Below are 23,794 nucleotides of genomic sequence, written 5' to 3'. Positions count from 1 at the left end.
CGCTCAGACGCGTTCGATGATCGTAGCCGTGCCCATGCCGGCACCAATGCACAAGGTGACGAGGGCCGTGTTGAGATCGCGGCGTTCAAGCTCATCAAGAACAGTGCCGAGGATCATCGCTCCAGTGGCTCCGAGGGGGTGCCCCATGGCAATGGCGCCACCATTGACATTAATCTTGTCGGACGGAATGTCGAAGGCTTGGCAATAGCGCAGCACCACCGCCGCGAAGGCCTCGTTCAGCTCGAACAGATCGATATCTGTCAGCTTCATACGGGCATTCTTCAGGAGCTTCTCGGTGACATCGACCGGCCCGGTCAGCATCAGCGCCGGGTCGGAGCCGATATTGGCAAAGGCCTTGATGCGCGCCCGTGGGGTCAGTCCCATCTTCTTGCCGCCGCGCTTCGAGCCGAGCAGAACCACCCCGGCGCCATCGACGATGCCTGATGAGTTGCCGGCATGGTGGACGTGATTGAGCGTCTCGACCTCCGGATGCGCCTGGATTGCGACAGCGCCGAAGCCGCCCATTTCCGCCGGCATCTGAAACGATGCGTTGAGGCTGGCGAGATTTTGCATGTCGGTGCCGGGCCGCATGTGCTCGTCACGGGCGAGAATGGTCAGACCGTTGACATCCGTTACCGGCACGACTGACTTGTCGAAATAGCCCTTTTCCCAGGCCTTGGCAGCCCGCTTCTGGCTCTCGACCGCATAAGCGTCGACATCATCGCGCGAGAAGCCGTATTTGGTGGCGATCAGATCGGCCGAAACACCCTGCGGCATGAAGTAGGATGGCAGATTGACCGAGGGATCCATGAACCATGCGCCGCCTTGTGCGCCGATGCCGATGCGCGACATGGATTCAACGCCGCCGGCAATGACGATATCGTCGGCGCCCTGGGCAATCTTGGCCGCCCCGAAATTGACCGCATCAAGGCCGGACGCGCAGAAGCGGTTGATCTGCATGCCTGGCGCCTCGGTGGCATAGCCCGCTTCGAAAACCGCGGCACGGGCGATGTCACCGCCGGCCTCGCCGACCGCGTCAACGCAGCCGAGAATGACGTCATCCACCTTGTCCGTCGGTAGCTCGTTGCGTTCGCGCAGGGCATCGAGCACGCCAGCGGCGAGCCGCACCGACGGTACCTCGTGCAGGCTGCCATCCTTCTTGCCGCGGCCGCGCGGCGTGCGCACATGATCGAAAATGAAAGCGTCTGGCATGGGAACTCCCTTGACTGTCGGTTCTTTGCCGCTCGCCGCGGTGTCGGGCGACCGGAGATTGGTTTGACTTGGCCTGCGCCTGTCAGAGGCTGCGGGCGATCAGCAGTTTCATAATCTCGTTGGTGCCGCCGTAGATCCGCTGAACGCGCGCGTCCCGGAACATGCGGGCGATCGGATATTCGTTCATATAGCCGTAGCCGCCGTGCAGCTGCACGCATTCGTCGACCACCTTGCATTGCAGATCGGTCGTCAGATACTTGACCATCGAGGCCGTCGCCGCATCCAGCTCGCCTTTCAGATGCAGGTCGACGCAATGATTGACGAACACCCGCGCCATATGGGCTTCGCTCTTCAGTTCGGCAAGCTTGAACTGGGTGTTCTGAAAATCCATCACCGCCTTGCCGAACGCCTTGCGTTCCTTGACATAGGCAATGGTTTCGGCGAGCGCCCGCTCGATCATTGCGATGGCCTGATTGCCGATCAGCAAGCGCTCCTGTGGCAATTCCGTCATCAGCTGGATAAATCCCTGGCCTTCTTCGGAGCCGAGCAGATTGGCTGTCGGAATGCGCACATCATCGAAAAACAGTTCCGACGTGTCATTGGCCTTCAGGCCAACCTTGTCGAGGTTGCGGCCGCGCCGGAAACCTTCCACCTCGTCGGTTTCGACGATCATCAGCGACGTGCCCTTGGCGCCCAGTGACGGATCGGTCTTTGCGACAACGATGATCAGATTGGCGTGCTGGCCGTTCGTGATGAACGTCTTCGAGCCATTGAGAACATAATGGTTGCCGTCCTTCTTGGCGGTTGTCTTGACGCCCTGAAGATCCGATCCCGCACCCGGTTCCGTCATCGCGATAGCGCCGATCAACTCGCCCGTGGCCATGCGCGGCAGCCAGTTGCGTTTCTGCTCCTCGGAGCCGAAATGCAGGATGTACGGGGCCACGATGGCATTGTGCAAGGCAATGCCGAAACCATCGACGCCGACATGCCCGAGCGCTTCCGTGATGGCTGCCTCATGCGCGTAGGTGCCGCCTGAACCGCCGAACTCTTCCGGCATCGAGGCGCAAAGCAGCCCCGCGGCACCGGCGGCTTCCCAGGCGCTGCGGTCGACCATTTCCTGCTTTTCGAAGCGCTCGTAGTCCGGCTCGATCTCCGCCTGAAGCCAGCGATTGGCCATATCCGAAAGCATGACGACATCGTCATCCATCCACATCGGCTGTGGTACACCAAGAACATCTTGTGGCCGTGTCATTGTCTCGATCCTCCATCGAGGGGTGCAGTCCGCATCAATGCTGCGGCAAGAGCTGCAACCAGGCGTCAGAGCCGCGCTTAAAACGCCTCGGCTTTCAGCGCCATCATCGATTCAGCGCCGGTTTCGATCCTGGCGCGCCGCAGGGCCGTTTCCGGCAGCACACGCTGCATGAAGAACCGTGCCGTGGTCAGCTTGTTCTCGTAGAATGCGGCCTTCTCACCGGCGCCTTCGGCCAGTTTGTCGCTGGCTGCCTTGGCCATCAGACCCCACATGTAGCCGAGCACAACGAGACCGAACAGATGCATGAAATCTGTCGAAGCAGCCCCGGCATTGTCGGGATCTTTCATGCCGTTTTCCATCAGCCACATCGATGAAGCCTGCAGATCACCAAGACCCTTCTTGATCGCCTTGGTATGCGGGGTCATCGCTTCGTCGCCGCGATTGGCCTCGCAGAAATCGCCGATCTCCTTGAACAGCGCCATCACTGCACGGCCATTGTTCATGCCCAGCTTGCGGCCAACAAGATCAAGCGCCTGGATACCATTGGCCCCTTCGTAGATCATGGCGATACGCGCGTCGCGGACATACTGGCTCATGCCCCATTCCTCGATGTAGCCGTGCCCGCCATAGATTTGTTGCGCCATCACCGCGTGATCAAATCCGCGGTCGGTCAGCACGCCCTTGACCACCGGGGTCACCAGCCCGAGAATATCGTCTGCCGCCTGTGCATCACCCTCGTCTTCCGAGCGATGCGCGATGTCCGATTTCAGTGCCGTCCACAACAGGAAGGCCCGGCCCGCTTCGTTGAACGAGCGGATGGTCATGAGTGTGCGCCGCACATCGGGATGCACGATGATCGGATCGGCCTTCTGCTCGGGAGCCTTCGCCCCGGACAGCGCCCGCCCTTGCAGACGTTCGCGCGCATATTCGGCGGCATTCTGATAAGCGACCTCGGAAACCGCCTGACCTTGCAGACCCACTCCGAGGCGCGCCTCGTTCATCATCACGAACATCGCCCGCAGCCCGGCGTTCTCGCCACCGATCAGATAGCCTGTCGCTTCGTCATAATTCATCACGCATGTCGAATTGCCGTGAATGCCCATCTTTTCTTCAAGAGAACCGCAAGTCACGCCATTGCGATCCCCCGGCGCGCCATTGTCGTCGAGGACGAACTTCGGCACGATGAACAGCGAAATCCCCTTGGTGCCTTCCGGGGCACCTTCGATGCGGGCCAGCACCAGATGGATGATGTTGTCAGCCATGTCGTGTTCGCCGGCGGAAATGAAGATCTTCTGTCCTGAGATCTTGTAGCTGCCGTCACCATTCGGCGTGGCCTTGGTGCGCAGAAGACCGAGATCGGTGCCGCAATGCGGTTCCGTCAGGTTCATCGTGCCGGTCCATTCGCCCTCGATCATTTTTGGCAGATACGCCGACTTCTGATCGTCGGTGCCATGCACCTGAATTGCGGCGATGGCGCCCTGGGTCAGGCCGGGATACATCATCAGCGACATGTTGGCCGCCGACATGTACTCGCCCACCGCGGTGTGCAGGGTATAGGGCAGACCCTGGCCGCCATATTCCGGATCGGCAGGCAGGCCCAGCCATCCACCTTCCCGGTAGGCGTCATAGGCGCCCTTGAAACCCGTCGGGGTCGTTACCGAGCCATCATCGCTGCGCTTGCAGCCTTCCTGATCGCCCACCTGATTAAGCGGAAACAGGACTTCTTCCGAGAAGCGCGCTGCTTCCTGAATGATTGCCTCGACCACATCGGCGCTGGCATCGGAGAAGCCCGGCATGTTGGCGTAGCGGTCGAGATTGAGCACTTCGTGCAGAATGAAAAGCGTATCGTCGACGGGGGCTTTGAAAACGGGCATCGAAATCCTCACCTGGTTGTCCGCGTCGGCCCTGATCTCCCGGTCTGGACCTCTGTCGGATGCATAGCGAATTTTGACGTTTGCGTAAACGTAAAAAATTCTGGATTGAGGCGTTTTCTGCTAGTTTCGATCTGCAACTCGGAAAAATAAGCGATTTTTCAAGGAAATCGACGCAGACGAGGCTAAAAATCCCGAATGTTTTACGGCCATGTGCCGCAGACAATACGTTGCCATTCCCACGCGGCCGTGCTGCCTTGCGATCGCCATGGACCTGATATGGTTCCGCGTTCGCAAAAGGCCAGTGTTCCGAGCCCCTATCGGCGCATTCCGCACCGTGTTCCGTGTCGGGAGGAAGGCGAACTCAGCCGCTGGCGGCGCAGGCACAGTGAGTAGCGCTGGCCGCGTCCGTACCGGATTGTTCCTGATTTTTGCTAGTGGATCGCGCCCGGGCGCAGACGGTTCGGGCCGGGCTTAGCGCTTGCCGCCAAGCATGTCCCGGACGATGTCGATCGTCCGCTGCAACTCGCCGATGGCCGTCTCGATGTGCGCCCGTTGCTCTTCGAGCACACGCATCTGCGCTTCGCCTTTTTCGAGGGCCACTTTCAACTGCGTCTCGTTCTTGCCGTGCGGATCGTAAAGTTCGATCATCCGTTTGACTTCTGCCAGGGTGAAGCCAAGCCGCTTGCCAAGAAGGATCAGTTTCAGCCGCGCCCGGTCGCGCTTGCTGTAAAGCCGCGTGACACCATCACGGTCCGGACGCAGAAGTCCCTTGTCCTCGTAAAAGCGCAGGGTCCGCAGGCTGACGTCGAATTCTTTCGCAAGGTCGCCGATCCGGAAGATTGCGTCGTCGTTTTCGGCGTCTTTGTCGTTCATAGAATCAATTCATCCGCAGCTCGGCGGATCCAGCGCAGGTCCCAGATGCGTGGCAACTTAGGCGGTTCGGCATCGCAAGTCGCCAAAAAAATCTCGCTGCAATCAGAAAAAAGTAACCTTGGTTAACACCTTGTTTACCATGTTTAACAGAATGTGCGGTGCAAGGGGTCAAGCTGGATTCCCCGGGTCAGGTAGAATTTCCAAGGCACGGAGCATCATGGTGACTGACCGCTTCGATGCACCGAGATAGCCGAGAAAACCCGGTCAGACGGCAGTCGCACATCGGGTGGAGCGGGCAGGACAATGAACGGATCGCGCAACTACGACAGGCAGGCCGACGGTCGGGGCCCATCGCTGGAAGCTCTAAACCGGACCATCGAGGGTCTGGAAGCGCGCCTCGAGCAAATGATGGGACAGAGTGGCCGTAAAACCTCTGAACCAACGCATCGCGACTCGCCCCGAGCGCCCGGGCGCCAACCGGCAACGGCGGCGCACCCCGCCCGTTTGCCCGGACTTGGAAATACCGATCCGCTTGCCGCCATTCGCGCACGCCAGGACCAGATTGCCGGTCGCCGTACAGAAACACCCCCGCGCGCTGCGCGGACCACGGATGCGCGCAGCCTGTACAGGGGCGACACCTCCTCTCACCTTTCGCCGGGCGCGGGCAGCTCGTCCAGCCCGACGACGACGCGGGACAGCGGCGAGGGGCTGCGCGACCTGGCGGGCTCGATCGCCGCCATGCGGCAGGAACTGAAAGCGGAAATACGCGACAGTCTGACCCGCGAACTCGGGGCGATCCGCCACGAAGTTCGCGATCTCACCCTTCAATCGCGGGAGCTCGGTCTGCCGGACAGCCTCAATCGTGAATTGGCGAGCATCGCCGAGCGGGTAGAGAGCCTCGGCCAATCGGGGGGCAACATCGATAAGCTCCGCCTCGATCTCGATTCGCTGCGCCTGATGATCGACGGGCTCGCCCGGGAAGACAGCATCCGTGACCTTCACAATCGCTGGGAGAGTGTCGAGAGCCGGGTCGCCGATATCGATATTGCAGGTGTGCGCGACGATCTCGTCAAGCTCGCGCACCGTGTCGATGACATTCGCGACGTCGTGTCCAACCTGCCGGCCTCGCCAGCGTCGAACGAACTGGAATCCGGCATCGAAACGATCTCGGCGGCAATCGAGGAACTGGCGCGCCGTTCCGAAATGCCACCCGGCCAGTTCGTCGAATATTTCCAGGCGATCGGCGAGCGTCTCGACGAGATTGCCGGTGCGGTCGTCACCTTGCAGGATCAGGGCGGCCGCTCCACTGACGCTGCGCCGTTCGACCGCCTGGAAACGCGCATCGCATCCATCGCGGAAAGACTTGACGCCATGCACGGCGATCATGCCGGGGGCGAAATGGGCGCCCGTCTGGAAGCGGTAGCCGCCCGTCTCGACCGCATATCCGACGAAGACGCTGTGGGCCGTCTCGATCGGCGCCTCGCGGATCTGCAGTCATTGGTGGAAAGAGGCTATGGAGAGGCGGCGAACAATGCGGCGCTTCCGGAACTTACGCACCACATCGCGACCATCGCCGAACGGCTGGAACATGTCGGCAATAACGAAATCGGTGAGCATCTCGCCCACCGTCTCGATGATCTGGCTATCCGCATCGACGCTCTGCAGGATCAGGCCGAACAGCACCGGAACGTGCCCGATGCCGTGATTGGCCGGCTCGAGGCGCTGATCGGCCGGGTTGAGGAGCGCACGATCAGCGATCCGCTGCCTGGCATGCAATCGCTTGACGCCCGCCTTGCAGAAATATCCGCGCGTCTCAATGAAGCCGCCGCACCGGCCGCCAACACTGTCGAGCCAGCCTTGCAGCAGGTCGAAGCGCGTCTCGATGACATCGCCGCGCGGCTCGATCGTCCGGCGGCGAGCGGCGACACCGCTCTCGTTGGAGCGCTGGAGGCACATCTCGCGGAAATCTCGGCAAAGCTCGATCGTGCCGGGACCGCCACTGGTGTCGAAGGCGACGAGGCACTGCGCAGTCTCGAAGATCAGATCGCCAATCTGTCACGACAGATTTCCGCCACCCCGTCCGCGGACGGGTACGCGCGAATTGACAGCCGCCTCGAGGGCATCGAGGAGAGCCTGGCAACGAATGACGAGTACATCATCGAGGCGGCCCGCCAGGCTGCCGACGCCGCCCTTTCTGCCTATGCCGGTACTGCCAGGCCGGGGCAGGGCGGGCCGGGCACACCGGGCATCGACAATCTTGAGATCATCACCGCCCTGGCCGACGATCTGAAGGCTTTGGAAACCGTGGCTCGTCAGAGCGATGATCGCAACCTTCGCGCCTTCGAAGGTGTCCAGGAGACGCTCTACAAGATTGCCGACCGGCTTGAGCGGTTGCAGTCCGTACCGGCTGGCCGGTTGCCCGAGTCGGAAGACGTTGCCGCCGCTCGGATGCCGCGCGCCGATGCTCTGGCGTCGGACAAAGACCACGAAGTTGCTCACGCCGACGCCAGCGCGCATGAGAACGAAGGACCGCTTGACGATAATGCGCCGGCGCGTTCACCGGCTGAGGCTGCTGCGATGGCGGCTGACTTCGCCAGTTCGGACACACGCTCTCAGCAAAGCGACGATGCAGACGAGGCCGCAACGGAAGACGGCGGCAAGTCCTTCCTTGCCGGACTAACCTCTCGCATCCGCGCAAAGAAGCGCGATGATGCTTCTCCGGCGAACGAACCGCGCTTCACGGAAGAACAAACGCCTCCGCTTGAGCCGGATCTCGAACTGGACGAGGCAATCGCCAATGTGCCGCTGGAGCCCGGTTCCGGCGCGCCGGACATCAACCGGATTCTGCAGCGCGTGCGCGAATCGCAGGCGGAAGGCGGCCGCGGCGATGCAAGAAGCGCGACGAGCGCTGAATTTCTTGCTTCCGCCCGTCGCGCGGCACAGGCAGCGGCTGCAGAAGCTGAAACCTTGTCCGGCGGTCGCGGCAGCAAACAGAGCGGCACCGGGCTCACAGGCGCCATCAAGCAGCGGCGAAAGCCGATCCTGATGGCCGTCGGCGCGGTGTTGCTGGCCGTAATGAGCATGCCCCTTCTTGCCGATCTGCTGACCAGCGAGGACGGCCCGCAGCAGGCAGCGAAGACTTCACCGGTGGTCGAGCAGGCAGCACAAGCGCCGCAAGATACGTCCGATGCGCCGGCGAGCAGCGAACCTGCCGCCTCACCCGACGCGGCTGCGCCGTCCCTCGCCGCCTCCAGCCCTGCCGTGACCGTGCCGCCGGTGCGGGTCGTCGAGCCCGAGGATCCGGCCGAAATCGCAACCGATCAGGGCGCGCCGGCTTCCCGAGCCGAGGTCTCAAACATGCAGACGGCTGCGCTGACGGCACCCACCGAAGCGGTCGCCGACGAACCCGCCGCTGTCCTCACAGAGGCAACCGGCGAGAGCGAGGACCGCGCCGCCCTGATCGCCGATCTCGATGCGCTTCCGCAGGACATGGTTCCCGGCAGTCTGCGTCAGGCCGCCGAGGACCTCGATCCGATCGCCTTTTACGAGATCGGCGCCCGCTTTACCGAGGGCCGCGGCAGTGAAATCGATCTGTCTCGTGCCGCCAGCTGGTACCAGCGTGCCGCAGATCTCGGCCATGCGCCGTCGCAATACCGTCTCGCCAACTTTTTCGAAAAGGGCAGCGGCCTGAAGCGTGATGTCAGCGCTGCCAAGAAATGGTACCAGCTTGCCGCCGAGCAGGGCAATGCCAGCGCCATGCACAACCTGGCGGTCCTTTATGCCACCGCCGGTGCAGCACCGGATTTCGAATCCGCTGCGCGCTGGTTCGAACGCGCCGCCGCACTCGGCGTCCGCGACAGTCAGGTCAATCTCGCAATTCTGTACGCCCGCGGCGATGGCGTCGCGCGCGATCTGGAGAGTTCCTACAAGTGGTTCGCCGTTGCCGCAGCCGAAGGCGACAGCGACGCGGCAGCCAAGCGCGACGAAGTGTTCAACGCCCTGCAACCCGATCAGGCCGAGGCGGCCCGCCAGCTCGTGGCCGATTTCGAGGCCGGTGAACTCGACCGTGCCGCCAATATTGTCGATATTCCGCCGGAGTGGCAGGGGACCGAGACCCGCACGGCTTCGGTCGACATGACCAAGGCGATCCGAAACATTCAGGCGATCCTCAACAATAATGGCTACGATGCCGGCAAGCCGGATGGCATTATGGGCGCCAAGACAGTGGCAGCGATCAAGGCCTTCCAGAAGGCCGAGGGACTTGAGCCGAATGGCAAGGTGACCGACGCTCTCGTCCGCAAGCTGTTGGAGCGCAACGGTTAAAAGCCTGCCGCCGGCGCCAGAGAAAACGGATCGAGCGTTGTTTGCCATGATCCGCCTACAAATTTGACTTGGCCTGTCGAAACGCGCAAAACGCCTGAAGAAGTCCGGCCGGATCCGCGTTCATGGTCGAGATGTTCCGGAGCGTCAGGTGTCGATTTACCTCCCGATTGCCGAATTGTCGGTCAATATCTTTGTCATTCTCGGCATGGGCGCGGCTGTCGGTTTCCTCTCTGGCATGTTCGGCGTCGGCGGCGGTTTTCTGATCACACCCCTGCTGATCTTCTACAACATCCCTCCGGCAGTCGCCGTAGCCACCGGTGCCAACCAGGTGGTGGCCTCCTCCGTATCCGGTGCTTTGACGCATTTCCGCCGCGGCACGCTCGACGTCAAGCTGGGCGCCGTTCTCCTGGTCGGCGGTCTGTTGGGGGCGACGGTCGGCATTCAGGTCTTCATTACCTTGCGCCGGCTCGGCCAGCTCGATCTGATCATCTCGCTGCTCTACGTCGTCTTTCTCGGCACAGTCGGCGGCCTGATGCTGTGGGAGAGCGTTCTCTCGCTACGCCGCGCGGCCCGGAACGAGACCGTCGCCTTCCGCAAGCCCGGGCAGCACAATTGGGTCCATCGTCTGCCCTGGAAGATGCGCTTCAAGCGCTCCCGGCTTTACCTCAGTGTCATACCGGTTGTGGTGCTGGGTTTTGCGATTGGCATGCTGACCTCGATCATGGGGGTCGGCGGCGGTTTCATCATGGTTCCGGCGATGATCTATCTGCTGCGCGTGCCGACCAATGTCGTCATCGGAACGTCGCTGTTCCAGATCATCTTCGTCACCGCCTTCACCACCATTGTCCAGGCCACGGCCAATCATGCCGTCGATATCGTCCTTGCCGGCCTCTTGATGATTGCCGGTGTGGTCGGTGCCCAGTACGGCGTGCGGGTCGGCCAGAAGATGCGCGGCGAGCAATTGCGCGCCGGTCTTGCACTGCTGGTTCTGGCGGTCGGCATCCGCCTCGGGCTGGACCTGGTCATCCCGCCCGACGAGATCTACTCCGTGGTCACGGGAGGGTTCGGATGAACGGCTGGCGCTTGATCGCGGGCGCGCTTGTCGTCCTGTCGGCAGAACTGGGTGTGGCGATCGCCCAGCCCGGCCCTGCCGGGTCTGCACCAACCCGGACGGGGGCGCCGAAATTCACCGAGCGGCTCGATATCGGCATCTCCACCCACGAAATAGCGATCGCATCGGACTTCTCCGGCGCGGACATCACCGTGTTCGGGGCGATCGATGGTGCCGACCAGTTTCTCCTCGCCATCGGCTCTTATGATGTCATCGTCGCGCTGGAAGGGCCGCGCAAACCAGCAACCGTGCGCCGCAAGGAGCGGGTCGCCGGTATCTGGATCAACCGGCACTCGACAAGCTTCGAGCCGATTCCGGCCTCCTATTCGATCTCCTCGACCCGTCCGCTTGACAAGATCGCCCCGCCGCTTGCGCTCGCCGCCCATGATGTCGGCATCAACAATATCCGGCTCAGTCCGACAGGCGCACTCGGCGATGGCAGTCGCATCGCTGAATTTCGCGAAGCCCTGCGCCGCATCATGCAAGCCAGTGGTCTCTATCAGCGCGATCCATCCGGCGTGCAGTTCATTTCACAAAGCCTGTTCCGCGCCTCGGTCCGGCTGCCCGCCAGCATTCCGGTCGGACTGCACACGGTGCGCGCCGAGCTCTATCGGCACGGCGAATTCGTCACGGAGCGGCGAATTCACCTGCGCGTGGTCAAGACCGGACTCGAGCAGTTCACCTACAATCTGGCGCACCGACACGCGTTTCTGTATGGCTGCCTTGCGGTCGCTTTCGCCATTCTGACAGGCTGGCTGAGCAGCATCATCTTTCGCAAGGACTGATAGTTTAGCCGGCCAGCCGCCGTGCCGGGATGGAATAAATGCGCTGGCCGCCGATCAGATGCGCAACAAGACGGGCCGGATCGAACAACGGCCGGATTGCCGGATGCTCGAGCAGCAACCCACCCGTCGTCGCACCGAAGGCGGGCATCAGCATACGCTTCCCGTCCGTCGCAAAACAGGCGCGGCGCACGCCTTTCCCGCGCCGTACGACGCGTGCGACCGGATGCAGATGGCCCGCCACTTCACCCGCCGTTCCGGCCCCCGCCGTTCCGGCCGCCATCGTCGCCTCGCTGGTCGTCGCCCGTGGCAGCGGCTCGTGGCGGAACACCAGCGTCTCGACATTGAATTCACGGCAGCACTCGCCGTCCAGTCCGACAGGCGGATCAGGATCGTGGTTGCCCTCGATCCAGATCCAGTCGCGACCGCGCTGCAGCGCCTGAAGCGCCGTGCGATACAGGTCAGGGAGATGTGCGGAGCCAGTCCGGTCGTGAAAACTGTCGCCGAGGCTCAGGACAACTTTCGGCTGGAAGCGTGTGATCGCCGCGTTGAGCCGAGACAGCGTTGCTGCGGTGTCATAGGGCGGCAGCAACAGGCCGCGCCGTGCAAAAGCCGCGCCTTTCTCCAGATGCAGGTCAGACACGGCGAGAAGCTGTGAGCCGGGCAGGTAAAGCACGCCCTCGCAGGCACACACAGCGGCCGTGCCATTCAGTTCAATCTCGCTTTGCCGCATGTCGTCTGCCGGTTCGCGCGCCGCCGCCCGATATGTCGCCTGATTCACTGCTTCCGTATGCCCTGCTTTGGGTCCTGACCCTGATCTTCCACTTGATCCGCATCGTCATCACGGTTCATCCGGCCCGGTCTGCTGATCGCCAAGCGCTGTCGCCAGCAACTCGTCCGCCGCCTCTGCGAGAATTGCGTCCTGCGCTTCCCCGGAGACAATTTCCCGGCCGATTTCCAGCATCACCGGAATCGCCAGAGGCGATACGCGGCTGAGCGGCCGGTGCACCAGATGTCCCTTGATTCGCTTCAGCATATCGCCAAGTCGGCGAATATCCAAAAGCCCTGTGGCCGCATCCGACCGGGTCGCCTGCAGCAGGATATGATCGGGTTCGTGACTGCGCAGAACGTCATAGATCAGGTCAGCGGAGACCGTGACCTGGCGGCCGGTTTTTTCCTTGCCCGGATGGCGGCGTTCGATCAACCCGGAGATCACGGCGCAATTGCGAAACGTTCGCTTCAGCATCCAGGAATCGGCCAGCCAGGCATCGAGATCGTCGCCCAGCATGTCCTCATCGAAGAGATCGACCAGATCCAGCCGCCCGCTGCCGATCATCGCGCCGATATCCGCGATGGCCCACACGGCGAGGGAATATTCGGTTGCCACAAAACCGAGCGGCCTCGCACCGGCGCGTTCGAGCCGGCGTGTCAGAAGCATGCCGAGGGTCTGGTGGGCCAGGCGTCCTTCGAACGGGTAGGCCACGAGGAAATGCCGTTTTCCTTCGGGGAAGGTTTCGATCAGCAATTCGTCCCGCCGCGGAAGCATCGACGCGCCCTTCTGCAGATCGAGCCATTCATGCACCTGATCCGGCAGCGCCTGCCAGCTGTCGGGATCGGCAAGCATCGAGCGGACCCGGTCGGCGAGGTAGGTCGACAGCGGAAACTTGCCCCCGGCGTAGGAGGGAACCTTCGGATCCTCGTTGTAAGCATTGCTGACCAGGCATTCATTCTCACGAATGCCTTCAAACCGGAGGATCTTGCCGGCGAAAAGAAAAGTATCTCCGGCCGTCAGTTGTTCGAGAAAATACTCCTCGACCTGGCCGAGAACCGGTCCGCCCCGCCCGACGCGTGGCCCCGCATTCCCTGTCTTGCGGCTGGCCAGTCGCACGTTGAGCATCGGCGCTTCGATGATTGTGCCGAGATTGAGCCGGTACTGCTGCGCCACCTGCGGATTTGCAACCCGCCACAACCCATCCGGCCGCTGCCTGATGCGCGCATAGCGCTCATAGCTGCGCAGCGCATAGCCGCCGGTCGCGACAAAGGCGATGATCCGCTCGAATGTCGCTTCGTCCAGATCGGCGTAAGGATCGGCGCTGATCACCTCGGCATAAAGGTCGCTGGCAGCGAACGGGGCGGCGCAAGCCATTCCGAGCACATGCTGCGCCAGGACGTCGAGCGAGCCGGACAGCGGCGGCGGCGTATCCTGCGCGCCGACCCTGCTGGCCTCGATCGCCGCCCGGCACTCAAGCACTTCAAAGCGGTTGGAGGGCACGAGGATCGCCTTGCTCGGCTCGTCCATCCGGTGGTTGGCGCGGCCGATGCGCTGCGCCAGGCGGCTGGCCCCTTTCGGTGCCCCGACATGGATCACCAGATCGATATCACCCCAGTCGATGCCGAGATCGAGGGTCGACGTCGCCACCACGGCGCGCAATTCGTTGCGCGCCATTGCGGCCTCCACCCGCCGGCGTTGTCCTGCATCCAGCGAGCCGTGATGCAGGGCAATCGGCAGATTGTCGTCATTGATGCGCCACAGATCCTGAAACAGCCGCTCCGCCTGGCTGCGCGTGTTGACGAAAATCAATGCTGTTCTGTGCGCCTTTATCGCCGCGTAGATCCCGGGAATGGCGTAGCGCGCCGAATGGCCGGACCACGGAATGCGTTCGCTTGCCTCCAGCAACGAAATGTCCGGCTTTGCACCGCCGGCGATTTCGATCAGCCCGGCCATCGCCGTGCCCTCGCGCGGCTGCGCGACCAGCCAGCGCCGCAGATCTTCCGGCGCTGCCACCGTGGCCGAAAGGCCGATCGTCACAAGGTCCGGCGCCAGCCGGCGCAAGCGCGCCAGCGCCAGGGCCAGCAGATGGCCACGCTTGGAGGTGACGAGCGAGTGCAACTCGTCGAAGATGACATAGCGCAGATCCGAGAACATGCGCTCGGCATGCGGATTGGCAAGCAACAGCGACACCTGCTCCGGCGTTGTCAGCAGGATCTCGGGCGGGGCGCTGCGCTGGCGCTGGCGCTTGTGCTGCGGCGTGTCGCCGGTCCGTGTCTCGATTCGCACAGGCAGGTCCATTTCGGCAACGGGCTGCGCTAGGTTGCGCTCGATATCGACGGCCAGCGCCTTCAGCGGCGAAATATACAGCGTGTGTACACCTGTCGCCGCGGCACCCGGCTCCGGGCGATTGCGCCGACCGGTTGGCGCCAGCTCTGTCAGGGCCGGCAGGAAGCCGGCCAGCGTCTTGCCGGCGCCGGTCGGCGCAATCAACAGCATAGAACGGCGCTCGACAGCCGCCGATTGCACCAGCCCGAGCTGGTGCGGGCGGGGCCGCCAGCCACGCGCCGCGAACCATCCGGCAAACGGTTCGGGAAGGCGCATCGTGGGCGATGTTCCGTCAGGCGTCGGTGTGGGGGGCTGTGGGGTCACGAAGCAAACCTAGCCTATCGGATCGTTCTGTCGCAATCGCGTCGCCCGTGCCGATATCACGGTTCTCCGGATTGCCTTAAAGGTGGTATGTGGCGGTTTCCCACGGCGAGGCCGGCCCTAGATGAGCGCAGATGTCAAAGCGTTTCGAACAGCTGTTGGTTCCCCGTCCCGAGGGGCTCTATTGCCCGCCCGGCGATTTCTTCATCGATCCGGTGCGCCCGGTCGATCGAGCTTTGATCACCCACGGACATGCCGACCACGCTCGCGCCGGCCATCATCATGTGCTTGCCACCACTCAGACGCTCGACATCATGGCCATCCGCTACGGCGCCGAACATGCGGGCCAGACCCAGGCTGCCGCTCTTGGGGAGGACATCACAATCGGCGATGTCGCATTGCGCTTCCATCCCGCCGGGCATGTTCTCGGCTCGGCGCAGATTGCCGTGACCTGGAAGGGAATGAAAATCGTTGCATCCGGCGATTACAAGCCGCGCCCCGATCCCACCTGCGCGCCGTTTGAACCGGTGGCCTGTGATGTTTTTATCACCGAGGCGACATTTGGCCTTCCCGTGTTTCGCCATCCCGACGCGGCGGCCGAGGTGCAACGGCTTCTGGCATCCGTACGCCGCAACCCCGACCGGGCGCATCTGATCGGCGCCTATTCGCTTGGCAAGGCGCAGCGGGTCATCCGCCTGTTGCGCGACGGCGGATATCAGGCGCCGATTTTCATCCACGGTGCGTTGAAGAAGCTCTGCGATTATTATCAGCAGCAAGGCATCGATCTCGGCGATCTGCAGCCAGCCACGGTTGCCCGCGGCGGAAAGGGCGACTTTGCCGGGGCCGTCGTCCTCGGTCCGCCCTCGGCGTTCGGCGAGCCCTGGGTGCGCCGCTTTCCCGAACCCCTCATTTCCTTCGCGTCCGGCTGGATGCAGATCCGCCAGCGCGCACGCCAGCGCGGGGTCGAATTGCCGCTGGTCATCTCCGATCACGCGGATTGGGACGAGCTGACAGCCACAATCAACACCGTTGCGCCGGAAGAAGTCTGGGTCACCCATGGCCGCGAAGAGGCCCTGGTGCGCTGGTGCGCCCTCAACGGCCGCCGGGCCCGGCCTTTGCACATGGTCGGTTACGAGGACGAGAACGAATGAAGCGTTTCGCCGATCTCCTCGAGACCTTGATCCTGACCCCTTCGCGCAATGGTAAATTGCGGCTGATGATCGATTTCTTTCGATCAGTCCCGGATCCCGAACGCGGCTATGCCCTCGCGGCCTTGACCCGCGAACTCGATATCCCGTCTGTCAAACCGGCTCTTCTGCGCCAGCTCGTGACCACCCGCATCGACGAGGAACTCTTTCGCCTCTCCTATGACTACGTCGGCGATCTCGGCGAAACCGTTGCGCTCATCTGGCCGGATGCAGCGGATCATCCGGCGCGCAGCATTCCTCATGGCCGCAACGACATGCCGAGCCTGACGGAAGTGGTCACGCAACTGCAGGCCGCCTCGCGCCGCGAAGGTCCGGCGCTGATCGAAGGCTGGCTCGACCGCCTTGACCCCTCGGGCCGCTATGCGCTGACCAAACTGGTCACCGGCGGGTTCCGCATCGGTCTGTCGGCGCGACTGGCCAAGCAGGCTCTTGCCGGTTTCGGCAACGTGCCGGTTCACGAGATCGAGGAGCTCTGGCACGGTCTCGACATTCCCTATGAGAGCCTGTTTGCCTGGCTTGAGGGCTTTGCCGAAAAGCCGGTCAGCGCCGCCCTCGCACCATTTCGCCCGGTGATGTTGTCGCATCCGCTTGAGGAGGGCGACTTTGCCAAACTGAACCCCGAGGATTTCGTGGCCGAATGGAAATGGGACGGCATAAGGGTGCAGGCGAGCCTCGACCGCGGCATCAAGCGTCTATACAGCCGCACCGGCGACGACATTTCGCCGGCTTTCCCTGATCTTGTTGATGCCCTGGCTTTTGAGGGCACAATCGACGGCGAACTGCTGATCGCGCGTCCCGCCGGCGTTGGCGCCGAGCAGAGCGTGACGATCGGAACGTTCTCCGACCTTCAGCAACGCCTCAACCGCAAGAAGCTGTTGCCCCGGCATCTCGAGGATCATCCGGCGTTTCTGCGGGTCTATGATCTGCTCTTTCACGCCGGCGAGGATTTGCGCGATTTGCCCTTTGAAGCGCGCCGCAGCCGGCTTGAGATGCATGCCGGCGATTTCGATCCGACCCGCTTCGATCTGTCGCCGCTGATCCCGTTTGACAGCTGGGAGGACCTTGCCGCCTTGCGCGCCGAACCGCCTCTGCCGATCATCGAAGGTGTGATGATCAAGCGCCGGCAGGCACCGTATCTTGCCGGCAGGCCGCGCGGCGAATGGTTCAAGTGGAAGCGCGATCCGTTCCTCATCGACGCCGTGCTGATGTACGCTCAGCGCGGTCATGGCAAGCGGTCAGGCTTTTATTCGGACTACACGTTCGGTGTCTGGCGCGAAGAGGCGGGCCACCGCGAACTGGTGCCCGTCGGCAAGGCCTATTTCGGCTTCACCGACGAAGAGCTCAAGGCCATCGACAAGTTTGTCCGCAACAACACCGTCGAACGCTTTGGTCCGGTACGCTCCGTGCGTGCCGACGCCACGAAGGGACTGGTTCTCGAAGTGGCTTTCGAAGGACTGAACCGTTCGACGCGGCACAAATCCGGGCTCGCCATGCGCTTTCCCCGCATCAGCCGCTTGCGCTGGGACAAGCCGCCCGCCGAGGCCGATACACTTGAGGCTCTTGAGGTGCTTCTTGCATCAGACAATGGCGCCGACTGAACGACCTGAAGACCGCCCCGAAGACCGCCCGGACGACCACAATGTGATCAGCCTTGCTCTCGCCGCTGCGAGTGCCTATCTGGGAGCAACGATTGATGGAGACTGTCTGATGGCCGAACGGCTCAACCGATTTCTCGGCGATTCACCCTTGCGCACCCTTCTCAAACTGCTCGTCATCTCTTTCATTGTCGGCGTCGTCATGAGTGCCATCAACTGGTATCCGGTCGACATCTATTTCTGGCTGCGCGATATGGTGGTGCATCTGTGGGAGACCGGCTTTGCCGCTCTTGGCCGGTTCGGCAGCTACCTTGTTCTCGGCGCCACCATCGTCATCCCGATCTTCCTCCTCCTGCGCTTGGTCAACTACCGCCGTTGAATGTCGCCGGTCAGGTGAATTCGGCCGCCACCTCGAAGGTGATCAGATGGCGCTCGGCCACGGCCATGGCATCAAAGCCGTAGCCGCCGCCCATCACCGACACAACGGGGATCTGCCGCTGGCGATAGAACGCAAAAACCGCATGGTCGCGCTGTCGCAGGCCGTGATCGCTGAGACACAGGCGCCCCAGCCGGTCGCTCGCATGCGGGTCGACACCGGCATTGTAGAACACGATGTCCGGTTCGAAACCCGCAAGCGTTTGCGGCAGCACCCGGCCGAGCACATCCAGATAGGCGCTATCACCAAGGCCGTCCGGCAGGTCGAAATCCAGCGATGAGAGCTGCTTGCGCGCCGGATAATTGCGCTCGGCATGCATCGAGACGGTGCGAATGCGTGGCTCGTCGGCGCAAAGCAGCGCTGTACCGTCGCCCTGGTGCACATCGAGATCGATCACCAGAACCCGCGACACCATTCCTTCCGCCAGCAGCAGCCGCGCCGCCACGGCCACATCGTTGAAGACGCAGAACCCGGCGCCGCTGTCATATCGCGCATGATGGCTGCCGCCGGCTGCGTTGCAGGCGACGCCGCAGTCCATTGCCAGCCGCGCCGCCAGCACGGTGCCGGCCGAGGCCAGTCGCGCGCGGCGTGCCACCTGTTCGGTCACTTCGAACCCGATCTCCCGCGCAATCGATGCTGGCACTGTGCAGGAAAGAACCTGATCGACATAGCGTGGCGCATGCGCCAGCTCGAGCCATGAACGCGGCGCTGCGACCGGCTCCAGAAGCGTCTCCGGTTGCGCCAGCCCGCGGTCGAGAATCAGCGTGCGGATATGGCTGTATTTTCCCATCGGAAACCGATGGTTTGGGTCGAACTGCGCGTCGTAGAACGGCGAATGGATGATCGGCAGACGTGACATCGTGCTTTCCTACAGCGGACCCGTGCAGCAAGGCTTAACCGGATCGAGAGCGCAACCGCGGCTACCGAATTTCTTTCCCGCTGTCGATTGCCGGCTTTACTCGCCGCTGCAGATGCGCCACCAGACGAGCAAAGAGCAAAGGCCGGCGGCAGCCGTAGACGAAAGACACCTATGGACGCGACACGACAGACAGGGGCATTCCGCGCCGACACCTTTGAAGTCACCCATCGCATGGTGTTTTCCATCGCCGCGCCAATGACGCTGGCATTCCTGACCACGCCCTTGCTCGGCCTGGTCGACACGGCGGTCGTCGGACGGCTTGGCAATGCGGCACTGATCGGTGGTCTGGCGATTGGCGCCGCCTTGTTCGATCTCGTCTTTGGCGCACTGAATTTCTTTCGCTCCTCGACCACCGGTCTGGTGGCGCAAGCTTTCGGACGTGGCGATGCGCTTGAAAAGCAGGCGATCTTCTGGCGTGCGATGCTCTCGGCGCTGGCCGTCGGTATCCTTGTCGTCCTTGCCGGCCCGCTGGTGATCGCCGGCGGCCTTGCCTTCATGGCTCCCGGCGGTGAAGTGGCCGCAGCGGCAGCAGCCTATCTGGTGATCCGGCTGTATGCGACGCCACTGGCGCTCGCAAATTATGTGGTGCTTGGCTACGTGCTTGGCGAGAGCCGGTCGGGGCTCGGTCTGCTGCTGCAATCGGTGATCAATGGCGTTAACATCGTGCTTTCTATCTGGCTTGGTCTCAGCTTGGGATGGGGCCTGCCGGGCGTAGCCTGGGCGACGGTGATCGCCGAAACCACCGGCGCTGTACTGGGTTGCGCCATTCTGCTTGCAGGCTTCCGGACGACGCCGGCGCCGGGACTGCGCCGCATATTCAACGTGGCCGCGTTAAAGCGTCTGCTGTCGCTGAACTTCGACATCATGGTGCGCACCCTGGCGCTGGTCTTTGCATTCGCATGGTTCACCCGCCTCGGCTCGCAGTTCGGCGAATTGCAGCTTGCTGCAAATGCCATTTTGATGAACTTCTTCCTGGTTGCCGGCTATTATCTCGACGGCCTCGCAACAGCGGCTGAAACGATCGTCGGACGCGCCATCGGCGCCGGCCGCCGTGTCGCCTTCCTGCGTGCGGCGCGTCTAACGATTGGCTGGGGGACCGCGCTTGCTGCGCTGACTACGGCGTTTTTCCTGGTCTTTGGTGACGCGGTCATCGGCCTTTTGACCACCGTGCCGGAGGTGCGGGCTGTGGCGGGGCAGTTTTTGCCCTGGGCAGCGCTGACGGCCCTTTCCGGCGTGCTCGCCTTCCAGATGGACGGGGTCTATATCGGCGCCACTTGGTCGCGCGACATGCGCAACATGATGCTGGCCTCGCTGGTCTTGTTCGTGCTCTGCGCCCACCTTTTGGGAACTGCCTTCGGCAATCACGGTCTGTGGGCGGCGCTCAATCTGTTTCTTCTCAGCCGCGGTTTTGGTCTGCTGGCGATGTTGCCACGTCGCCTGCGCCAGACTTTTCAGGACTCCGCCGGGAGCGGACGCGAAGCGTAGGCTTCGACCTGGCGATCGCGCAATGCACCGATATGCTCCAGTCCCTCGCGATCACACAGTTGCGACAATCCCTCCAGGATGGACTGGGGGAGCGACGGTCCGCCATAGATGAAGCCTGTATAGACCTGGACGAGGTCCGCCCCGGCGCGCATTTTCTCGGCGGCTGTCTCGGCGCTTTCGACGCCGCCGGCGCCAATCAACGGCATCTTCGGCCCGAGCCGTTGCCGCATCTTCGCCAGCACGATCGTCGAGCGCGCAAACAGCGGCCGCCCCGACAGGCCGCCTGCCTCGCCGAAATGCCGGGCGCCGGCGATCTCGCTGCGCGACAGGGTCGTGTTGGAAACCACCACGCCATCGATCTTTTTGTCCTGGCATTCGGCCGCGATAGCGTCCAGTTCGCTCTCGCTCAGGTCGGGTGCGATCTTGACGAAAACCGGTCGTCTTTCTGTCTGGCCGTCGCGCTTGGCGAGAACCCTTTCGAGCAGCTCAGCCAGCGCCGTGCGGTCCTGCAGCTGGCGCAACCCCGGGGTGTTCGGCGAGGAGATATTGACCGTGAAGTAATCGGCAATGTCGTGAAAGGCACCGATCCCCTGCACATAGTCCTCCACCCGGTCGCCGCTGTCCTTGTTGGCCCCGATATTGATCCCGAGAACACCGGCGTGGTGCTGAGTTCCCAGCCGTTCACGCACCACCGCGTGGCCGTCATTGTTGAACCCGAGACGGTTTATGATCGCGTGATGGCTGGCCAGCCGGAACAAGCGCGGCTTGGGATTGCCGGGTTGCGGCCGCGGCGTCACGGTGCCGATTTCGACGGCCCCGAAGCCCAGCCCGAACAATGCCGGAGCGGCCTGCGCATTCTTGTCGAAACCGGCCGCCAGTCCGAGGGGATTGGCGAAGCGCAGTCCGGCGATTTCAACCCTCAAACGGTGATCTGCATGCGCCGGCGGGCGTGGCCCCAATCCCTTTGCAAGCGCCGTGATCGCAGCTGTGTGGGCCGCCTCCGGCGGCAGGGCGAACAAAGCCGTTCCGCCCCACTCGGCCAGTCTGCCGCTCATCGCTCCAGCTCCGGAAACGAGTGCGAGCCATCGGCGCCCACCGGCAAAGGTTTGACCCAGCGCACGGACCGCAGGTCGAGCGGTGCATAGAGATGCGGAAAGAGGGCGCCGCCGCGCGACGGTTCGTATCGCAAGGCGTCGCCGAGCGCCTCGGTGTCCACCGCAATCAACAGCAAATCGCCCTGACCGCTGAAATGTTTTTCCGCCGTCTCGATCACTTGATCGGCGGTTGAGAGGTGGATGAAGCCGTCCTGGTGGTCGATCGGAGCGCCGTCAAAGGCGCCGGCCTCTTCTGCCGCCTTCCACTGCGCGCGGGTGGCGATCTTGTATATGGTGGTCGTCATGAGTCTCTGCCCGTATGCGTCTGAGGGATCGGCATACACCTAACGCAATTGCGACCAGATTGCATGCTACGATCAAGGTCGGAACGCAAATGCGCATGAATTCGTCAGTTGCGCTGCAAACGGCGCCGGTTTCATGCCTGGTGATCCAGCACTAGCAGCAAACGAACGGCCGCGAGCCGCGAAATAGCCGGAAAGGAGAGTATATGCGTGCGACAGATCAACGGGTATGGGCCGTGGCGCCGGCCTTGTTTCTGCTGGCAAGCCTGGGGGCGATGACGCCAGCGGCGGCACAGGATGGCGCCGGCCAACAGTCACCCCGCTACCAACTGGAAAGCAGCGAGCAAGGCTGGGTGCGGCTTGATACGGTGACCGGCGAGATTTCCCGGTGTCTGGAAACCGACGGACGATTCGACTGCGGAAATGCTGAAGGTGAACTCGCGCCGCATGACCGGCAGGCATCCCGGCTGCGCCAGCGTCTTGCCGAACTTGAAGCGCGCGTCGAAGCGCTGGAACGCCGGGCTGCGGATGCCGACACGAATGACGCGCCTGGCTCATCGCTGAACGGGCTGCCCTCGGACGAGGAACTTGACGAGGCTTTCTCCTTGATGGAGCGTTTCCTGCACCGCTTTATGGGCGTATTCCGCGATCTCGATGACACATACCGGGCTCCGATGCCGGATCAAACGCCGGAAAGTGCACCAGGTGAAAGCCCGGTCGAGCCTCTGCCCGAGAAGACCTGACGCATCGCATTGTAAGCGCAGGCTTACTTATCTGCGTGTGGGCATCTGAACGCCACATGCGAAGAAAAGGCTCGACCAATGGCAGTTTTACGTCTGCTGCTGACAGCCCTGGCGCTCGGACTGGGCAGCCTGATCTGGCTGGCTGTTGGCGATGGCTCCTTTTCCATCGCCGCAGCCTGGCTGACCTCGCAGCTCTGGGGTCTGGTCACCTTGGTCGATCTCTATAGCGGTTTCATCGTGTTGGCACTGATCATCTGGTGGTTCGAACCCGCACGCGGCACAGCCCTCTTGTGGATCATTCCACTGCCGATACTCGGCAATCTCTGGACACTTGTCTGGTTCATCTGGCGATTGCCGCTCATCAGGGAACGGCTGTCAGCCCGCTAAAGCAGACTTGCTTGCACCGAAAGGCACCGCAGGGACGCGCGCTTCTTGCCAGCGGCCGGATTAGCGGCTATTTCCGCTTGCGGGGGAGTTCACAGGATGCAGTCGACCTTTATCATTGCCGACGATCATCCCTTGTTTCGCGGGGCAATGCGCCAGGCTCTCGAAGGGATCGACGGCGGGGCGGTCATCATTGAGGCTGGCGATCTCGATCACGCCCGCCGTGCGGCCAGTGATCATCCTGAAGCAGATCTGATATTGCTCGATCTGGCGATGCCGGGTGTCAGTGGCCTGTCGGGACTGGTGGCCTTTCGTGCCGAATTTGCCAGTCTTCCGGCGGTTGTCGTCTCTGCCAGCGATGATCCGGCCACCATTCGCCGGGCGCTCGAACTGGGGGCAACGGGCTTCGTTTCGAAATCCGCCAGTATTGATGACATTCGTTCGGCCATTGCGACCGTTTTGGCAGGCGAGGTCTACACGCCGGCCGGCATCGATCTCGGCGCTGAACATGACTCCGAGATTGCCGCGCTGATCTCACGCATGAAGACCCTGACACCACAACAGGGCCGCGTGCTCGGCATGCTGGCCCAGGGACTGCTCAACAAGCAGATTGCCTACGAACTCGGTGTTTCCGAAGCCACGATCAAGGCGCATGTCTCGGCAATCCTGCAAAAGCTTTCGGTCGACAGCCGCACCCAGGCGGTGATCCAGCTCTCGAAAATCGGCGCCGCCGTTCTCGATCCGCAGGACTAGGGCCAGCTCCGTCTTCGGAGCGAGAGAGAG

General features: G+C 62.7%; 19 protein-coding genes. 10 read left to right on the top strand and 9 right to left on the bottom strand.

Annotated features, from left to right (window positions below; all coding sequences use genetic code 11):
- Positions 1-3 precede the first annotated feature (3 nt).
- The 4 genes from KY465_RS09240 to KY465_RS09225 all read right to left on the bottom strand — a co-directional run bounded on the left by KY465_RS09240 (position 4) and on the right by KY465_RS09225 (position 5,211).
- A complete protein-coding gene (locus KY465_RS09240) occupies positions 4-1,212 on the bottom strand; it encodes an acetyl-CoA C-acetyltransferase (RefSeq protein WP_219201371.1) in 1,209 nt (402 codons plus the stop codon).
- A gap of 82 nt (positions 1,213-1,294) precedes the next feature.
- Positions 1,295-2,464, bottom strand: a complete 1,170-nt coding sequence (locus tag KY465_RS09235; protein WP_219201370.1) for an acyl-CoA dehydrogenase family protein — start codon at positions 2,462-2,464, stop codon at positions 1,295-1,297.
- Between the two features lie 77 nt (positions 2,465-2,541).
- Positions 2,542-4,338, bottom strand: a complete 1,797-nt coding sequence (locus KY465_RS09230) for an acyl-CoA dehydrogenase C-terminal domain-containing protein (protein ID WP_219201369.1) — start codon at positions 4,336-4,338, stop codon at positions 2,542-2,544.
- 471 nt (positions 4,339-4,809) lie between these two features.
- Complete coding sequence (locus KY465_RS09225; protein ID WP_219201368.1) at positions 4,810-5,211, bottom strand: MerR family transcriptional regulator; 402 nt, start codon at positions 5,209-5,211, stop codon at positions 4,810-4,812.
- A 303-nt stretch (positions 5,212-5,514) separates the two neighbouring features.
- On the opposite strand from KY465_RS09225, the gene KY465_RS09220 reads away from it, so the two are divergent.
- From KY465_RS09220 to KY465_RS09210, 3 genes are all read left to right on the top strand, one after another.
- Positions 5,515-9,534 carry a peptidoglycan-binding protein gene (locus tag KY465_RS09220; RefSeq protein ID WP_219201367.1) on the top strand — a complete coding sequence of 1,340 codons (4,020 nt, stop codon included), beginning with the start codon at positions 5,515-5,517 and terminating at the stop codon, positions 9,532-9,534.
- A 148-nt stretch (positions 9,535-9,682) separates the two neighbouring features.
- Positions 9,683-10,606 carry a sulfite exporter TauE/SafE family protein gene (locus tag KY465_RS09215; RefSeq protein WP_219201366.1) on the top strand — a complete coding sequence of 308 codons (924 nt, stop codon included), beginning with the start codon at positions 9,683-9,685 and terminating at the stop codon, positions 10,604-10,606.
- Positions 10,603-11,430, top strand: coding sequence for a TIGR02186 family protein (locus tag KY465_RS09210; protein WP_255561541.1), 828 nt, complete (start codon positions 10,603-10,605; stop codon positions 11,428-11,430). The genes KY465_RS09215 and KY465_RS09210 overlap by 4 nt, the downstream gene beginning before the upstream one ends.
- Positions 11,431-11,434: 4 nt before the next feature.
- On the opposite strand, the gene pdeM is transcribed toward KY465_RS09210, so the two are convergent.
- On the bottom strand, positions 11,435-12,160 hold the full coding sequence (pdeM, locus tag KY465_RS09205) for a ligase-associated DNA damage response endonuclease PdeM (RefSeq protein WP_219201748.1): 726 nt from the start codon (positions 12,158-12,160) through the stop codon (positions 11,435-11,437).
- 108 nt (positions 12,161-12,268) lie between these two features.
- On the bottom strand, positions 12,269-14,800 hold the full coding sequence (locus KY465_RS09200; RefSeq protein ID WP_219201365.1) for a ligase-associated DNA damage response DEXH box helicase: 2,532 nt from the start codon (positions 14,798-14,800) through the stop codon (positions 12,269-12,271).
- A 179-nt stretch (positions 14,801-14,979) separates the two neighbouring features.
- Here KY465_RS09200 and KY465_RS09195 point away from each other — a divergent pair, with 179 nt between their 5' ends.
- The 3 genes from KY465_RS09195 (at position 14,980) to KY465_RS09185 (ending at position 18,027) form a co-directional block, all read left to right on the top strand.
- Positions 14,980-15,996, top strand: a complete 1,017-nt coding sequence (locus KY465_RS09195) for a ligase-associated DNA damage response exonuclease (RefSeq protein WP_219201364.1) — start codon at positions 14,980-14,982, stop codon at positions 15,994-15,996.
- Complete coding sequence (locus KY465_RS09190) at positions 15,993-17,651, top strand: cisplatin damage response ATP-dependent DNA ligase (RefSeq protein WP_219201363.1); 1,659 nt, start codon at positions 15,993-15,995, stop codon at positions 17,649-17,651. Before KY465_RS09195 ends, KY465_RS09190 begins: the two co-directional genes overlap by 4 nt.
- Before the next feature lie 109 nt (positions 17,652-17,760).
- The gene (locus KY465_RS09185) at positions 17,761-18,027 is read left to right on the top strand and encodes a DUF6460 domain-containing protein (RefSeq protein WP_219201747.1); all 267 of its coding nucleotides are present in this window, start codon (positions 17,761-17,763) and stop codon (positions 18,025-18,027) included.
- A gap of 10 nt (positions 18,028-18,037) precedes the next feature.
- On the opposite strand, the gene KY465_RS09180 is transcribed toward KY465_RS09185, so the two are convergent.
- Positions 18,038-18,943 carry a histone deacetylase family protein gene (locus KY465_RS09180; RefSeq protein ID WP_255561539.1) on the bottom strand — a complete coding sequence of 302 codons (906 nt, stop codon included), beginning with the start codon at positions 18,941-18,943 and terminating at the stop codon, positions 18,038-18,040.
- Positions 18,944-19,114: 171 nt separating this feature from the next.
- On the opposite strand from KY465_RS09180, the gene KY465_RS09175 reads away from it, so the two are divergent.
- A complete protein-coding gene (locus KY465_RS09175; RefSeq protein ID WP_219201362.1) occupies positions 19,115-20,488 on the top strand; it encodes an MATE family efflux transporter in 1,374 nt (457 codons plus the stop codon).
- Here the strand turns inward: KY465_RS09175 and KY465_RS09170 are convergent.
- A complete protein-coding gene (locus KY465_RS09170) occupies positions 20,455-21,543 on the bottom strand; it encodes a quinone-dependent dihydroorotate dehydrogenase (RefSeq protein WP_219201361.1) in 1,089 nt (362 codons plus the stop codon). The two genes, KY465_RS09175 and KY465_RS09170, sit on opposite strands and share 34 nt — an antisense overlap.
- On the bottom strand, positions 21,540-21,887 hold the full coding sequence (locus tag KY465_RS09165) for a DUF952 domain-containing protein (RefSeq protein ID WP_219201360.1): 348 nt from the start codon (positions 21,885-21,887) through the stop codon (positions 21,540-21,542). The genes KY465_RS09170 and KY465_RS09165 overlap by 4 nt, the downstream gene beginning before the upstream one ends.
- 203 nt (positions 21,888-22,090) lie before the next feature.
- On the opposite strand from KY465_RS09165, the gene KY465_RS09160 reads away from it, so the two are divergent.
- The 3 genes from KY465_RS09160 (at position 22,091) to KY465_RS09150 (ending at position 23,764) form a co-directional block, all read left to right on the top strand.
- Positions 22,091-22,627: a coiled-coil domain-containing protein gene (locus tag KY465_RS09160; RefSeq protein ID WP_219201359.1), complete on the top strand. Its 537-nt coding sequence runs from the start codon at positions 22,091-22,093 to the stop codon at positions 22,625-22,627.
- A 78-nt stretch (positions 22,628-22,705) separates the two neighbouring features.
- The gene (locus tag KY465_RS09155) at positions 22,706-23,014 is read left to right on the top strand and encodes a hypothetical protein (RefSeq protein WP_219201358.1); all 309 of its coding nucleotides are present in this window, start codon (positions 22,706-22,708) and stop codon (positions 23,012-23,014) included.
- A gap of 96 nt (positions 23,015-23,110) precedes the next feature.
- Positions 23,111-23,764, top strand: coding sequence for a response regulator (locus KY465_RS09150; RefSeq protein ID WP_219201357.1), 654 nt, complete (start codon positions 23,111-23,113; stop codon positions 23,762-23,764).
- Positions 23,765-23,794: the final 30 nt, after the last annotated feature.

Origin of the sequence: Neohoeflea coraliihabitans, assembly GCF_019334345.1 — a bacterium.
GTDB lineage: Bacteria > Pseudomonadota > Alphaproteobacteria > Rhizobiales > Rhizobiaceae > Pseudohoeflea > Pseudohoeflea coraliihabitans.
This window is presented reverse-complemented; position numbering and strand designations above follow the sequence as displayed.

Coding starts and splice junctions, on each gene's coding strand:
- KY465_RS09240 (WP_219201371.1), bottom strand. CDS start 1,212: ATGCCAGACGCTTTCATTTTCGATCATGTGCGCACGCCGCGCGGCCGC.
- KY465_RS09235 (WP_219201370.1), bottom strand. CDS start 2,464: ATGACACGGCCACAAGATGTTCTTGGTGTACCACAGCCGATGTGGATG.
- KY465_RS09230 (WP_219201369.1), bottom strand. CDS start 4,338: ATGCCCGTTTTCAAAGCCCCCGTCGACGATACGCTTTTCATTCTGCAC.
- KY465_RS09225 (WP_219201368.1), bottom strand. CDS start 5,211: ATGAACGACAAAGACGCCGAAAACGACGACGCAATCTTCCGGATCGGC.
- KY465_RS09220 (WP_219201367.1), top strand. CDS start 5,515: ATGAACGGATCGCGCAACTACGACAGGCAGGCCGACGGTCGGGGCCCA.
- KY465_RS09210 (WP_255561541.1), top strand. CDS start 10,603: ATGAACGGCTGGCGCTTGATCGCGGGCGCGCTTGTCGTCCTGTCGGCA.
- pdeM (WP_219201748.1), bottom strand. CDS start 12,160: ATGCGGCAAAGCGAGATTGAACTGAATGGCACGGCCGCTGTGTGTGCC.
- KY465_RS09200 (WP_219201365.1), bottom strand. CDS start 14,800: ATGCGCCTTCCCGAACCGTTTGCCGGATGGTTCGCGGCGCGTGGCTGG.
- KY465_RS09195 (WP_219201364.1), top strand. CDS start 14,980: ATGTCAAAGCGTTTCGAACAGCTGTTGGTTCCCCGTCCCGAGGGGCTC.
- KY465_RS09190 (WP_219201363.1), top strand. CDS start 15,993: ATGAAGCGTTTCGCCGATCTCCTCGAGACCTTGATCCTGACCCCTTCG.
- KY465_RS09185 (WP_219201747.1), top strand. CDS start 17,761: ATGGCCGAACGGCTCAACCGATTTCTCGGCGATTCACCCTTGCGCACC.
- KY465_RS09180 (WP_255561539.1), bottom strand. CDS start 18,943: ATGTCACGTCTGCCGATCATCCATTCGCCGTTCTACGACGCGCAGTTC.
- KY465_RS09175 (WP_219201362.1), top strand. CDS start 19,115: ATGGACGCGACACGACAGACAGGGGCATTCCGCGCCGACACCTTTGAA.
- KY465_RS09170 (WP_219201361.1), bottom strand. CDS start 21,543: ATGAGCGGCAGACTGGCCGAGTGGGGCGGAACGGCTTTGTTCGCCCTG.
- KY465_RS09165 (WP_219201360.1), bottom strand. CDS start 21,887: ATGACGACCACCATATACAAGATCGCCACCCGCGCGCAGTGGAAGGCG.
- KY465_RS09160 (WP_219201359.1), top strand. CDS start 22,091: ATGCGTGCGACAGATCAACGGGTATGGGCCGTGGCGCCGGCCTTGTTT.
- KY465_RS09155 (WP_219201358.1), top strand. CDS start 22,706: ATGGCAGTTTTACGTCTGCTGCTGACAGCCCTGGCGCTCGGACTGGGC.
- KY465_RS09150 (WP_219201357.1), top strand. CDS start 23,111: ATGCAGTCGACCTTTATCATTGCCGACGATCATCCCTTGTTTCGCGGG.